Below are 12,521 nucleotides of genomic sequence, written 5' to 3'. Positions count from 1 at the left end.
CCGCGTCCTGCTGGCCACGCGCATGGGCGCGCGGCTGGGCACCAGCATCATCGTGGACAACCGGCCCGGGGCCAGCGGCACCATTGGCGCCAGCCAGGTGGCCAAGGCGCGCGCCGATGGCTACACGGTGCTCTACGACGCCACGCCGTTTTCCATCAACCCGCATCTGTTTGCCAAGCTGCCCTATGCGCGCAGCGCGCTGCAGCCGCTGTCGCTGGTGCTGCTCATGCCCAATGTGGTCGTGGTCAAGGCCGACTCGCCCGTGCGCAGCGTGGCCGACCTGGCGGCCAGGGCCAAGGCGCAGCCGGGCAAGATCAACTTCGCCTCGGGCGGCAGCGGCACGGTGCAGCGCCTGGCGGCCGAGCTGTTCCGCCAGCGGCTGGAGCTGGACATGGTCCATGTGCCCTACAAGAGCGGCGGGCCGGCCATTGCCGATGTGATGGGCGGGCAGGTGGACTTCATGTTCGGCACCATGGCGGCCACCTATCCGCTGGTCACGGGCGGCAAGCTGCGCGCCCTGGCCGTGGCGGCGCCCCAGCGCTCGGCCCGCCTGCCCGATGTGCCCACCGTGTCCGAGACCGTGATTCCCGGCTACGAGGCCTATGAGTGGAACGGCATCTTCCTGCCCACGGGCACGCCCGAGCCCGTGGCCGCGCGCCTGCACCAGGCGCTGTCCGAGGTGCTGCAGGAAGCCGAGGTGCGCCAGCGCCTGAGCGACCTGGGCGCCCAGCCCATGGCATCGACGCCGGCCGAGTTCGCCGCCTTCCTCCAGAAGGAAGACGCCAAGTGGGGCGAGGTGGTGCGCAAGGGCGCCATCGTGCTGGACTGAGCGCATGGGCATGACCGACATCGCCATGGCCGTGCCGCACTCGGCCGGCACGAGCCGGCCTGCGCGCACGCTGCCGCCCCTGGCTTGCGACAGCCACATGCACATCTTCGATGCGCGCTTTGCGCCGTCGCCGCACTGGCCGCGCACGCCTCCGCAGGCCGACGTGGCCATGTACCGCCAACTGCAGCGGCGCCTGGGCACCTCGCGCGCCGTGGTGGTCACGCCCTCGACCTATGGCACGGACAACGCCTGCACGCTGGATGCGCTGGAGCGCCTGGGCGATGATGCGCGCGGCGTGGTCGTGGTCGCCCACGATGTGGCCGATGCCGAGCTGGACCGGCTGGCCACGCACCGCGTCTGCGGGCTGCGCGTGAACTTTGTCTCGCCGCAGTCCTGGGGCGAGACCACGGCCCACATGCTGGTCACGCTGGCGCACCGGGTCGCACGGCTGGGCTGGCATGTGCAGGTCTTCGTGCAGCCCGAACAGCTGGTGGCGCTGGAGCCCGTGCTGGGCGCGCTGCCCGTGCCCCTGGTCGTGGACCACCTGGGTCGCATCGATCCGGCCGCGGGCATGCAGGGCGTGGAGGGCGCGGCCCATGCCGCGCTGCGCCGGCTGCTCGATGGCGGCAACACCTGGGTCAAGCTCTCCGGCGCCTATATGCGTTCATCGGTGGGCGGCCCCTCCTATGCCGACACGCTGCCGCTGGGCCGCGACCTGGTGCGCGCCGCACCCGAGCGCCTGGTCTGGGGCAGCGACTGGCCGCACACCACCGAGGCGCCGGGCTCCGTCGACGATGCCGACCTGGTCGATCTGCTGCAGGCCTGGGCGGGCACGGACGAGGCCATGGACCGCATCCTGGTCGACAATCCAGCGCGCCTGTACGGTTTCAGCGCCATCCCCTGAAATCCCGAGAAAGACAAGCACCATGTTCCTGCTGCAAGCCCCCCAGGTCTGCGACCTCGAATCGTTCACCGCCATGCCCGACGCCCTGCGCCGCCCCGAGCGCAGCGAGTGGGCCGATGCCAACCGGGGCGGCGCCGTCACCGACTCCTTCCTCGAGGGGCCGGTGTTCGACGGCGCCGGCAACCTGTACGTGGCCGACATTCCCTGGGGCCGCGTGTTCCGCATCGATCCGCAAGGCGCCTGGACCCTGGTGGCCGAGTACGACGGCGAGCCCAACGGCATGAAGTTCCTTGACGAGCGCACGCTGCTGATCACCGACTACAAGAACGGCCTGATGTGCCTGGAGGTGGCCACGGGGCGCGTCAGCCCCTATCTGCAGCGGCGCAACAGCGAGCGTTTCAAGGGCGTGAACGACCTGGTCTTCGATGCCGAAGGCAACCTCTACTTCACCGACCAGGGCCAGAGCGGCCTGCACGATCCCAGCGGCCGCCTGTACCGCCTGCGTCCGGACGGCCGGCTGGACCTGCTGCTGGCCAACGTGCCCAGCCCCAACGGCGTGGCGCTGTCGCCCGACGGCCGCGTGCTCTACCTGGCCGTGACGCGCGGCAACTGCGTCTGGCGCGTGCCCCTGCTGCCCGATGGCAGCGTGGCCAAGGTGGGGCAGTTCTTCACCTCCTACGGCCCCAGCGGGCCCGACGGGCTGGCCGTGGATGACCAGGGCCGGCTGCTGGTGGCCAACCCGGGCCTGGGCCTGGTGTGGGTGCTCAACCACCGCGCCGAGCCCGTGCAGGTGCTGCGTGGCGTGCCGGGAAGCTCGCTCACCAACCTGGCCTTTGGCGGCGCTGACCGTCGCACGCTGCATGTGACGGACTCCACGCACGGGTGCATTCTGCGTGCCCGGCTGGAGGCGCCGGGGCTGGCGCTGCACGGCTTGAACAAGGGCTGAGGCGGCCGTCGCGACCTTCTCAGCCGTCTCGGCAGTCTCAGTCGTCGCAACCGTTCCTCAGGGCCTGGCCGGCATGTCCAGGATCTCCCGGGCTTCCTGCAGCAGGCCTATCCACAGCTGCTCCTGCTGTATGCCGGCCTTGAGCACCAGGTGCTGCAGCCGCCGCTCGCGCGTGGGCGGCTTGTCCAGGAAGTCGCGCTGCTCCAGGCGCTGGTAGACGTCCAGCTGCGCCTGGTGCAGTGCCAGCAGCCGTTGCACTTCGTCCTGCAGTCCGCAGGGCCCCACCACCGCCTCGGCACGCAGGCGGACCATCCATTCCTCGCGCAGCGGCTTGGGGTCTTCCTGCTCGGCCACCCAGCGCTTGAGCTCCTTGCGGCCCGTGGGCAGGATGCGGTACTGGCGCTTGCGGCCCCGGCCGGATTCGGCGGGCAGGGCCTCGATCCATTGCGCCTCTTCCAGCCGGGCGAGTTCGCGGTAGATCTGCTGGTGCGTGGCATTCCAGAAATAGCCGATGGAGCGGTCGAAGCGCTCGGCAAGTTCCGAGCCCGAGCAGGGGTGCTCGACCAAGGCGGTGAGAAGGGCGTGTGGCAGGGACATCGGCAACAAAGGGACTGGCGCTGGGCGCCATCTTACGGGCCTGCATGGAGGTGCGGCCAAGCGCTGCAGTCATTTCTGCAATTTTTTGCGCAACCAGTTGCATAAATAAAGGAGGCTGACTACATTCATGCAATCAGTTGCATAAAAAAGCGAGACAGGCATGACCCACTACCCCCACCTGAATGCCGAACTGGACCTGGGCTTCACCACGCTCAGAAACCGCGTGCTCATGGGTTCCATGCACGTGGGCCTGGAGGAGGCGCCCAACGGCTTCGAGCGCATGGCCGCCTTCTACGCCGAGCGCGCGCGCGGCGAGGTGGGCTTGATCGTCACGGGCGGCATCGCCCCCAATGAGCGCGGCCGGCCCATGAAGGGCGGCGCCATGATGGTCAATGAGCACGAGGCGGACCAGCACCGCATCGTCACGCAGGCCGTTCATGCCGAGGGCGGCAAGATCGCCATGCAGATCCTGCACTTCGGCCGCTATGCCTACCAGCCCGGGCTGGTGGCGCCCAGCGCGCTGCAGGCGCCCATCAACCCCTTCGTGCCGCATGCGCTGACGGGCGACGAGGTGGAGCAGACCATCGAGGACTTCGTGCGCTGCGCAGCCCTGGCCCGGCATGCGGGCTACGACGGCGTGGAGATCATGGGCTCCGAGGGCTACCTGATCAACGAGTTCATTGCGGCGCGCACCAACCACCGCGATGACGAATGGGGCGGCAGCTACGCGGGCCGCATGCGCTTTGCGGTGGAGATCGTGCGGCGCACGCGCCAGCGCGTGGGGCGGGACTTCATCATCATCTACCGCCTGTCCATGCTGGACCTGGTGGAAGGCGGCTCCACGCTGGAGGAAGTGATCGCGCTGGCCCAGGCCATCGAGGCCGCGGGCGCCACGCTGCTGAACACGGGCATAGGCTGGCACGAGGCGCGCATCCCCACCATTGCCACCAAGGTGCCGCGCGCCGCCTATGCCTGGGTCACGCAGCGCGTGATGGGGCAGGTGGACATCCCGCTGATCACCTCCAACCGCATCAACACGCCCGAAGTGGCCGAGCGCCTGCTGGCCGAGGGCTATGCCGACATGGTCTCCATGGCCCGGCCGCTGCTGGCCGATGGCGACTTCGTGCGCAAGGCGCGCCAGGGCCGGGCCAACGAGATCAACACCTGCATTGCCTGCAACCAGGCCTGCCTGGACCATACCTTTGGCGGCAAGATCACCTCCTGCCTGGTCAACCCGCGCGCCTGCCATGAGACCGAGCTGGTGATTGCGCCCGCGCCCGCCGCCAAGCGCATCGCCGTGGTGGGCGCCGGCCCGGCGGGCCTGAGCTTTGCCGTCACCGCCGCGCAGCGCGGCCATGCGGTGACGCTGTTCGATGCGGCCAGCGAGATCGGCGGGCAGTTCAACATTGCCAAGAAGGTGCCCGGCAAGGAGGAGTTCCACGAGACGCTGCGCTACTTCCGCCGCCAGCTGGAGCTGGGCGGCGTGGCGCTGCGACTGGGCCACCGCGTGGAGGCTGCCCAGCTCATCGAGGGCGGCTATGACGAGATCGTGCTGGCCACGGGCATACGGCCGCGCGTTCCCGCCATCGACGGCGTGGACCATCCCAAGGTCCTCGGCTACCTGGACGTGCTGCAGGGCGACAGGCCCGTGGGCGAGCGCGTGGCCATCATCGGCGCGGGCGGCATCGGTTTCGATGTGGCCGAGTACCTGACCCATGCCGACGACAGCGGCGCCGTGGCGCCCCGCAAGTTCTATGCGGAGTGGGGCATAGACACGGACTACGCCCAGGCCGGCGGCCTGGCGCAGCCGCAGGCCGAGCCCTCGCCGCGCCGCGTGCACCTGCTGCAGCGCAAGTCCACCAAGGTGGGCGACCAGCTGGGCAAGACCACGGGCTGGATACACCGCACCTCGCTGAAGGCACGCAGCGTGGCCATGGGCTCGGGCGTGGCCTATGAGCGCATCGACGACGCCGGGCTGCACATCACCGTGGACGGCCAGCCGCAACTGCTGGAGGTGGACAACGTCGTGCTCTGCGCGGGCCAGGAGCCGCAGCGCGAGCTGCATGCGGCCCTGAGCGCGGCGGGCTGCAGCGTGCACCTGATCGGCGGCGCCGACGTGGCGGCCGAACTCGACGCCAAGCGCGCCATTCTGCAAGGCACCACGCTGGCGGCCAGCCTTTGAGGGCGCCGCCCGATTCCGTTTTCCACCTCAACCACCAGGAGACAAGCATGTCCCAGCCCCCGAAGAACGCCCATCCCGCAGTCGCCCGCTCCCTGGAGCTGTGGCATCGCATGGTTGCCGCCAGCGACCTGGGAGAGCTGCACACCATCGTCCATCCCGACGCAGTGTTCCGCTCGCCCATGGCCAACACGCCCTATGCCTCGGCAGCCGCGCTGATGCTGGCGCTGTCCACCGTGGTCCAGGTGTTCGAGAACTTCACCTACCACCGCCAGATGGCCAGCGATGACGGCCTGGACGTGGTGCTGGAGTTCAGCGCCAGCGTGGGTGGCAAGAACCTCAAGGGCATCGACTTCATCCGCTTCGACGAGCAGGGGCTGATCCGGGAATTCGAGGTCATGGTGCGCCCCATGAGCGGCCTGCAGGCCCTGGGCACGGAGATGGGCAAGCGGCTGGGCGACAAGCTTCCCGCCTTCAAGGCCGTGGCCTGAGGGCAGGGCGCGCCATGAAAAACGCCCCCGAAGTTTCGGGGGCGTTTTGCCGTGGGCGTCAGCCGGTCAGAGCGTGCCGGCCTTCTGGCGGGCGATGGCATCGGCCACGCCCTTGCCGTAGGCCGGGTCGGCCTGGGTGCAGTGCGCTATGTGCTTTTGCACGATGTGCTCGGACACACCGGCGATGTTGCGCGCCGTGTTCTCGAACAGGCGCTGCTGCGCATCGGGCGTGAGCAGGCGGAACAGGTCGCCGGGCTGGGTGAAGTAGTCGGCATCGTCCTCGCGGTAGTTCCAGCGGTCGGCCGCGCCGTTGAGGGCCAGCGGCGGCTCGGCGAAGGCCGGCTGCTCCTGCCACTCGCCCTTGGTGTTGGGCTCGTAGGCGATGGTGCCGCCGTAGTTGCCGTCCACGCGCATGGCGCCATCGCGGTGGTAGGCGTGGTAGGGGCAGCGCGGCGCGTTCACGGGGATCTGGTGGTGGTTCACACCCAGGCGGTAGCGCGCGGCATCGCCGTACGAGAACAGGCGCGACTGCAGCATGCGGTCGGGCGAGGGGCCGATGCCCGGCACCAGGTTGGCCGGCGTGAACGAGGCCTGCTCCACATCGGCGTGGTAGTTGCGCGGGTTGCGGTTGAGCTCCATCACGCCCACTTCGATCAGCGGGTAGTCCTTCTTGCTCCAGACCTTGGTCAGGTCGAAGGGGTGGAAGCGGTAGGTCTCGGCTTCATGCTCGGGCATGATCTGCACGCACAGCTTCCAGCGCGGGAACTCGCCGCGCTCGATGGCCTCGAGCAGGTCGCGCTGGCTGCTTTCACGGTCGGAGGCGACGACGGAGGCCGCCTCGGAATCGGTGAAGTTCTCGATGCCCTGCTGGCAGACCCAGTGGAACTTGACCCAGTGGCGCTCGTTGCTGGCGTTGATGAAGCTGTAGGTATGCGAGCCGAAGCCATGCATGTGGCGGTAGCCGCGCGGAATGCCCCGGTCGCTCATGACGATGGTGATCTGGTGCAGCGCCTCGGGCAGGCCGGTCCAGAAGTCCCAGTTGTTCTCGGGCGAGCGCAGGTTGGTGTAGGGGTCGCGCTTGACGGCCTTGTTCAGGTCCGGGAACTTGAGCGGGTCGCGGAAGAAGAACACCGGCGTGTTGTTGCCCACCAGGTCCCAGTTGCCTTCCTCGGTATAGAGCTTGACGGCGAAGCCACGGATATCGCGCTCGGCGTCGGCCGCGCCGCGCTCGCCGGCCACGGTGGAAAAGCGCGCGAACACTTCGGTCTGCTTGCCGATGTCGGAGAACACCTTGGCGCGGGTGTAGCGCGTGATGTCACCCGTCACGGTGAAGGTGCCGAAGGCGCCCGAGCCCTTGGCGTGCATGCGGCGCTCGGGAATCACTTCGCGGTTGAAGTGGGCCATTTTTTCCAGATGCCACAGGTCCTGCAGCAGCATCGGGCCACGCGGGCCGGCCGTGAGCGAGTCCTGGTTGTTGGCAACCGGGGCACCTGCGGCGGTGGTGAGCTTGTGGGTCATGGTCTCTCCTTGATCGAGGGGTGGTAGCGGCGCCGGCTTGCACGCAGGCAGCGCGGCGCTTGGAAAATCAATAGCTGCGTGCTATCGAATTGCTTTTATTGTTGTTTCGTTCTATGGATGCGGCAAGGCTTTGGCGATTGGCAAATCTCAACTGCGCCATAGCCAAAAAATTTCACCGCACCCCGCCTGCGTCGTGCCGGGCATGCTTTTTGCCAAGGCATTGTGTTGCGCGGGCGGATACGGCCCGTGTAGGCCGTCGCCCTGTCAGCCAGAGACCAGCTTGTGGACCAGATCGGCGGCCGTGGAGGCGCCGTACTTGCGCATCAGCCGTGCGCGGTAGATCTCCACCGTGCGGTGGCTGATGGCCAGGGCGCGGCCGATTTCCTTGGAGGTCAGGCCTTCCAGCAGGCGGGCGGCCACCTCGCGCTCGCGCCCCGTGAGTTCGGCCTTGACGGGGCGCTGGGCGCTGAGGTCCTCGAAGCTCCAGATGCCCGAGGCATGCGGGTCGCTGCGGTCCAGCGTGCGGCCCGTGACATGGCACCAGAACGTTTCGCCGTTGGCGCGCTTCATGATGCGGTTGTCCGAATAAAAGCCCCTTGCATTGAGAATGGGCGCGATGCGCGCGCCCAGCCGCTCATACTCGTCGGCGCTGGGGTAGAGGATCTGGAAGGTCTGGCCGATCAGCACCTCGCGCGAGGCCTCGAACATCTCGCAGACCTGGCGGTTGCAGTCGATCATGGTGCGGTTGCGCGAGATCACGAGACCGACGGGGGCGGCCTCGAACGCCAGCCTGTAATCTATATCCATGGGCAAATCTTTACGAAAAACTACTTATGCAAGTACGTAGTATCGTAGCGCATCCAATCTGAAGGAGACATGTGTGAAAAAGCTCTACCCCTCTGCGGAGCAGGCGCTCCAGGGCGTCGTGGCCGACGGGCAATTGCTGGCTGTGGGAGGCTTCGGCCTGTGCGGCATTCCCGAGGCCCTGATCGACGCGCTGCGTGACAGCGGCGTCAAGGGCCTGACGGTGATTTCCAACAACGCGGGCGTGGACGGCTTTGGCCTGGGCAAGCTGCTGGAGACGCGCCAGATCAAGAAGATGATCTCGTCGTATGTGGGCGAGAACAAGGAGTTCGAGCGCCAGTACCTGGCCGGCGAGCTGGAGCTGGAATTCACGCCCCAGGGCACGCTGGCCGAGAAGCTGCGCGCAGGCGGCGCCGGCATTCCCGCCTTCTTCACCAAGACCGGCGTGGGCACCATGGTGGCCGAGGGCAAGGAGCTGCGCGAGTTCGACGGCGAGACCTATGTGATGGAGCGCTCGCTCGTGCCCGATGTCTCCCTGGTCAAGGCCCACCGTGCCGACAAGAGCGGCAACCTGCAGTTCCGCCTGACGGCGCGCAACTTCAACCCTGCCGCCGCCACGGCCGGCAAGGTCTGCATCGTGGAAGTGGAGGAGGTGGTCGAGGTCGGCGAGATCGCACCGGACGACATCCACCTGCCCGGCATCTACGTGCACCGCATCGTGCACAACCCGAACCCCGAAAAGCGCATCGAAAAGCGCACCATCACAGAAAAACAAGGAGCCTGACCATGCCGTGGACCCAAGACCAGATGGCCGCCCGCGCGGCCCAAGAACTCGAAGACGGCTTCTACGTCAACCTGGGCATCGGCATTCCCACCCTGGTGGCCAACCACACGGGTGACAAGGAAGTGTGGCTGCAGTCGGAGAACGGCATGCTGGGCATCGGCCCCTTCCCGACCGAGGATGCCGTGGACGCCGACCTGATCAACGCCGGCAAGCAGACCGTGACGACGATTGCCGGCTCGTCCATCTTCGGCAGCGACCAGTCGTTCGCCATGATCCGCGGCGGCAAGATCAACCTGTCCATCCTGGGCGCCATGCAGGTGTCCGAGAAGGGCGACCTGGCCAACTGGATGATCCCCGGCAAGATGGTCAAGGGCATGGGCGGCGCCATGGACCTGGTGGCGGGCGTCAAGCGCGTCATCGTGCTCATGGAGCATGTGGCAAAGAAGAAGGACGGCACGACCGACCTCAAAATTCTTCCCGCCTGCACTCTGCCTTTGACCGGCGTGGGCGTGGTGGACCGTATCATCACCGACCTGGGAGTGATGGACGTGACGCCGCAGGGCCTGAAGCTCGTGGAACTGGCCCCCGAAGTGAGCTTCGAGGACATCCAGTCCAAGACCGGCGTGACGCTGATTCGCTGATGTTGCCGTGCTGTGCAGTGCCTGCCTGGTGCAGGCCTGCGCGACGAGAGCCCGCCTTGCGCGGGCTCTTTTGCTTATATTTCAGATTTCGAGCCAATGGGAGCCTCTATGACGGATGTCGCGGCCGTGCGCAATCCACCGACAGCGCAGGGATGGAAGGACGAGGGCGTGCATTTCCTGCGCGCCGTCACCGACATGGCCGAGCATTGCAACGTGGTGACCGGCGAGCCCATCTTCAACGACAAGGGTGTCAAGCTCGTGGACAAGGGCGCGCGCATCGACAGCAACATGTACGAGCGCCTGGTCAAGCACAAGCTGCGCGACCCCATCGACAAGCACCTGGGCGTTGACAACCGCGTGGACGTGCTGGCCATCGAGGCCCAGGCCATGGTGCAGTGCGAGACCGTGGACCTGATGCGCCGCCTGGTGCAGTCGCTGGGCGGCACGGACCGGCTGCTGGCGCCGCTGCGCCTGATGGTGCTGCCGCCGCAGATCGCCTTCAAGCTCACGGTCATGCGCGAGCAGCGCCCCGAGCTGTTCGCCCACAGCCTGCAGATGATGCTGGTGGCCGTCTACCTGGCGCTGCAAAGCGAATGGAGCGAGCGTGAATGCGGCCCGCTGGCCACGGCGGCCCTGCTGCACGATGTGGGCATGCTCTACATGGACCCGGCCTGGACCGACCCCAACTACCGGCTCACGGGCGCCGAGCGCAAGCACCTGGTGGCGCACTCGGTCACGGGCATGCTCATCATGCGGGGCGCGGGCGCGTATTCGCAGGACGTGGAAATGGCCGTGCTCGAGCACCACGAGCGCATGGACGGCACGGGCTATCCGCGCGGCGTGCATGGCGAAGCCATCTCCAAAATGGGCCGCATCCTGTTGCTGGCCGAGGTGGTCTCGGCCTTCTTCGACAAATTCCAGGACCTGCCCGGCCAGCGCCTGTCGCTGATGCTGCGCATGAACCACCGCCGCTATCCGGCCGATCTGGTCGGCATCCTGCTGCCGCTGCTGTACGACGAGATCTCGCCGGGCACGCCGCTGCCGCCGCTGCAGGCCGAGGTCACGCACAGCGTGGCAGCGCTGTCGGCCGCCTTCCAGATGTGGAACACGTTCAGCCAGGCCTTTCCCGAGCGCTGGCAGGCCATGCCCGACCACCAGGCGGCCGTCTACATCGACTCCAGCATCGGCAGCCTGCAAAAGCAGCTGGCCGAGGCCGGCCTGCACCCGAACCAGCAAACCGACCTGCTGGCCTACCTCAAGGACGACGTGCAGGGCATGAGCGAGCTGGCCCTGCTCAGCCGCGAGGCCCTGTGGCAGCTGCAGGCCATCGTCAACGCCTGCCTGCGCCGCTGGCCCGCCATCAACGCCCGCACCCACGCCGTGGACACGGCGGTCGCGCAATGGTGCGAAGCCTGCATGCAGATCGACGCCACGCCGCCGCCGGGTGGGGCAGCGGCAACAGCTGCGCACTGAGACAGCCGGGCTTGCCCGGCTTTTTTTACATCCGTGGATCTCTTGGAAATCAAGAGTGCTGTATATTCATACAGTATTTGAGATTTTCCCCATGACCACGCCCCACGCCTCCCAACCTGCGCAGCCCGCCCCCATGGCGGGCGCGGCGCGTGTGCTGCCTCAGTTGCAGGGCGTGTGGCGTGGCGATGGCTGGCAGCAGGCGCTGCAGCAGCGCGTCCAGCCTTCGGGCCATGCGCTGCTGGATGCGCAATTGCCGGGCGGGGGCTGGCCGCTGGGCGCGATGGTCGAGCTGCTGCAGCCCGCCCATGGCCATGCCGAATGGCCGCTGCTGTTGCCGGGTCTGGCGGCCCTGATGCAGCGCAGCGCGGGCCAGGTGGTGCTGGTGGCACCGCCTTGCAGGCCTTTTGCACCGGGACTGGAAGCGGCGGGCGTGGCGGCGCACCGGCTGTGCTGCGTGGAGGCCGATACCCACCCCGGCACCCACCCCGGCGCCCACCCGGCAGGCGATGGGGCAGGGCTGGCCTGGGTCTGTGAGCAGGCACTGCGCTGCCGCGACGTGCTGGCCGTGCTGGCCTGGCTGCCGGCCGGTCTGCCCATGGCCACGCTGCGCCGGCTGCAATGGGCGGCCGCTGCGCAGGGGCGCATTCTGTGGCTGTGGCGCGAGGCCTCGGCCGCCCTGCAGACGGTGGCCTCGCCTGCGCCGCTGCGGCTGCGCGTGGAGACAGAGTTGGGGGAGCCGGGCGAAGGCGGCACGCCAGCCTGCCTGCGCGTGCAGTTGCTCAAGCGCCGGGGGCCTGCGCTGGAGCATCCCTTGAAACTGCCGCTGCACCACTGGGCCTGGCAGGACGTGCTGCAGGCCCAGGCCCAGCGGCGCACCCGGCAGGCGGGCGAGGCGCAGCGCTGGCTTCATGGACACGGGCAACTGCTGCCCGCCGAGGCGCCCGCCCTGCAGGCGGCAGCGCACACCCTGGGATGAGATGCCATGGCACAGCCGAATCAAGCACTGCACTGGATTGCCTGGCCGCTGCATGCCGCGCAGGGCGATGGCCAGGGCAACGGCGACAGTGATGGCAAAGGCAGTGCCTGCGCGCAGCAGGCCTGGTGGGCCCTGCGCTGGACGCCGCGCGTGGCTCTCTGGTACGGGGCAGGGCAGGCCGTGGCGCTGATGGAGGTGGGCAGCGTGGAGCGCCTGTGGGGCGGCCGCCAGTCCATGCTGCTGGGCCTGCTGCGCGCTCTGCGTGAACAGCAGCCTGACACAGGGCAGGCAGGCAGCCCGCAGATGCCGGTCTGGGCCCGGGCCGCCACGGCCTGGCAGGCGCTGGCCCGGCTGCGCTGGCGCATGCAGGGCAACGCGG

At 68.1% G+C, this 12,521-nt stretch carries 12 protein-coding genes and 1 pseudogene; 10 read left to right on the top strand and 3 right to left on the bottom strand.

Annotation, left to right across the window (positions count from 1 at the left end; genetic code table 11):
* From L995_RS01275 to L995_RS01265, 3 genes are all read left to right on the top strand, one after another.
* On the top strand, nt 1-829 hold an 829-nt coding region (locus tag L995_RS01275; RefSeq protein WP_047468373.1), incomplete at its 5' end, for a tripartite tricarboxylate transporter substrate binding protein.
* A 4-nt stretch (nt 830-833) separates the two neighbouring features.
* Nucleotides 834-1,733 carry an amidohydrolase family protein gene (locus L995_RS01270; RefSeq protein WP_047468370.1) on the top strand — a complete coding sequence of 300 codons (900 nt, stop codon included), beginning with the start codon at nt 834-836 and terminating at the stop codon, nt 1,731-1,733.
* Nucleotides 1,734-1,755: 22 nt separating this feature from the next.
* Complete coding sequence (locus L995_RS01265) at nt 1,756-2,679, top strand: SMP-30/gluconolactonase/LRE family protein (protein ID WP_047468366.1); 924 nt, start codon at nt 1,756-1,758, stop codon at nt 2,677-2,679.
* 57 nt (nt 2,680-2,736) lie between these two features.
* Here the strand turns inward: L995_RS01265 and L995_RS01260 are convergent, their stop codons facing one another.
* A complete protein-coding gene (locus L995_RS01260; protein ID WP_016446262.1) occupies nt 2,737-3,276 on the bottom strand; it encodes a PadR family transcriptional regulator in 540 nt (179 codons plus the stop codon).
* Nucleotides 3,277-3,436: 160 nt separating this feature from the next.
* On the opposite strand from L995_RS01260, the gene L995_RS01255 reads away from it, so the two are divergent.
* Complete coding sequence (locus L995_RS01255; protein WP_047468363.1) at nt 3,437-5,458, top strand: NADPH-dependent 2,4-dienoyl-CoA reductase; 2,022 nt, start codon at nt 3,437-3,439, stop codon at nt 5,456-5,458.
* 47 nt (nt 5,459-5,505) lie between these two features.
* The gene (locus L995_RS01250; protein WP_016446260.1) at nt 5,506-5,946 is read left to right on the top strand and encodes a nuclear transport factor 2 family protein; all 441 of its coding nucleotides are present in this window, start codon (nt 5,506-5,508) and stop codon (nt 5,944-5,946) included.
* A 66-nt stretch (nt 5,947-6,012) separates the two neighbouring features.
* On the opposite strand, the gene L995_RS01245 is transcribed toward L995_RS01250, so the two are convergent.
* Together L995_RS01245 and L995_RS01240 are read right to left on the bottom strand one after the other, a co-directional pair.
* A complete protein-coding gene (locus L995_RS01245; protein WP_047468360.1) occupies nt 6,013-7,464 on the bottom strand; it encodes a catalase in 1,452 nt (483 codons plus the stop codon).
* A gap of 264 nt (nt 7,465-7,728) precedes the next feature.
* Nucleotides 7,729-8,271: a PAS and helix-turn-helix domain-containing protein gene (locus tag L995_RS01240; protein WP_016446258.1), complete on the bottom strand. Its 543-nt coding sequence runs from the start codon at nt 8,269-8,271 to the stop codon at nt 7,729-7,731.
* A gap of 73 nt (nt 8,272-8,344) precedes the next feature.
* On the opposite strand from L995_RS01240, the gene L995_RS01235 reads away from it, so the two are divergent.
* From L995_RS01235 to L995_RS01215, 5 genes and pseudogenes are all read left to right on the top strand, one after another.
* Complete coding sequence (locus L995_RS01235; RefSeq protein WP_016446257.1) at nt 8,345-9,052, top strand: CoA transferase subunit A; 708 nt, start codon at nt 8,345-8,347, stop codon at nt 9,050-9,052.
* 2 nt (nt 9,053-9,054) lie between these two features.
* Nucleotides 9,055-9,693, top strand: a complete 639-nt coding sequence (locus L995_RS01230; RefSeq protein WP_012206068.1) for a 3-oxoacid CoA-transferase subunit B — start codon at nt 9,055-9,057, stop codon at nt 9,691-9,693.
* 108 nt (nt 9,694-9,801) lie between these two features.
* On the top strand, nt 9,802-11,166 hold the full coding sequence (locus L995_RS01225; protein ID WP_047468348.1) for an HD-GYP domain-containing protein: 1,365 nt from the start codon (nt 9,802-9,804) through the stop codon (nt 11,164-11,166).
* Nucleotides 11,167-11,257: 91 nt separating this feature from the next.
* On the top strand, nt 11,258-12,142 hold the full coding sequence (gene imuA, locus L995_RS01220; protein WP_047468345.1) for a translesion DNA synthesis-associated protein ImuA: 885 nt from the start codon (nt 11,258-11,260) through the stop codon (nt 12,140-12,142).
* A gap of 6 nt (nt 12,143-12,148) precedes the next feature.
* Nucleotides 12,149-12,521: pseudogene (locus L995_RS01215) on the top strand (Y-family DNA polymerase); the annotation flags it as partial.

Source organism: Delftia sp. ZNC0008 (assembly GCF_000799035.1).
Taxonomy (GTDB): domain Bacteria; phylum Pseudomonadota; class Gammaproteobacteria; order Burkholderiales; family Burkholderiaceae_C; genus Comamonas; species Comamonas tsuruhatensis.
The sequence above is the reverse complement of the archived record's forward strand: the minus strand, read 5'-3'. Positions and strand labels throughout refer to the sequence as shown.

Coding starts and splice junctions, on each gene's coding strand:
- L995_RS01270 (WP_047468370.1), top strand. CDS start 834: ATGGGCATGACCGACATCGCCATGGCCGTGCCGCACTCGGCCGGCACG.
- L995_RS01265 (WP_047468366.1), top strand. CDS start 1,756: ATGTTCCTGCTGCAAGCCCCCCAGGTCTGCGACCTCGAATCGTTCACC.
- L995_RS01260 (WP_016446262.1), bottom strand. CDS start 3,276: ATGTCCCTGCCACACGCCCTTCTCACCGCCTTGGTCGAGCACCCCTGC.
- L995_RS01255 (WP_047468363.1), top strand. CDS start 3,437: ATGACCCACTACCCCCACCTGAATGCCGAACTGGACCTGGGCTTCACC.
- L995_RS01250 (WP_016446260.1), top strand. CDS start 5,506: ATGTCCCAGCCCCCGAAGAACGCCCATCCCGCAGTCGCCCGCTCCCTG.
- L995_RS01245 (WP_047468360.1), bottom strand. CDS start 7,464: ATGACCCACAAGCTCACCACCGCCGCAGGTGCCCCGGTTGCCAACAAC.
- L995_RS01240 (WP_016446258.1), bottom strand. CDS start 8,271: ATGGATATAGATTACAGGCTGGCGTTCGAGGCCGCCCCCGTCGGTCTC.
- L995_RS01230 (WP_012206068.1), top strand. CDS start 9,055: ATGCCGTGGACCCAAGACCAGATGGCCGCCCGCGCGGCCCAAGAACTC.
- L995_RS01225 (WP_047468348.1), top strand. CDS start 9,802: ATGACGGATGTCGCGGCCGTGCGCAATCCACCGACAGCGCAGGGATGG.
- imuA (WP_047468345.1), top strand. CDS start 11,258: ATGACCACGCCCCACGCCTCCCAACCTGCGCAGCCCGCCCCCATGGCG.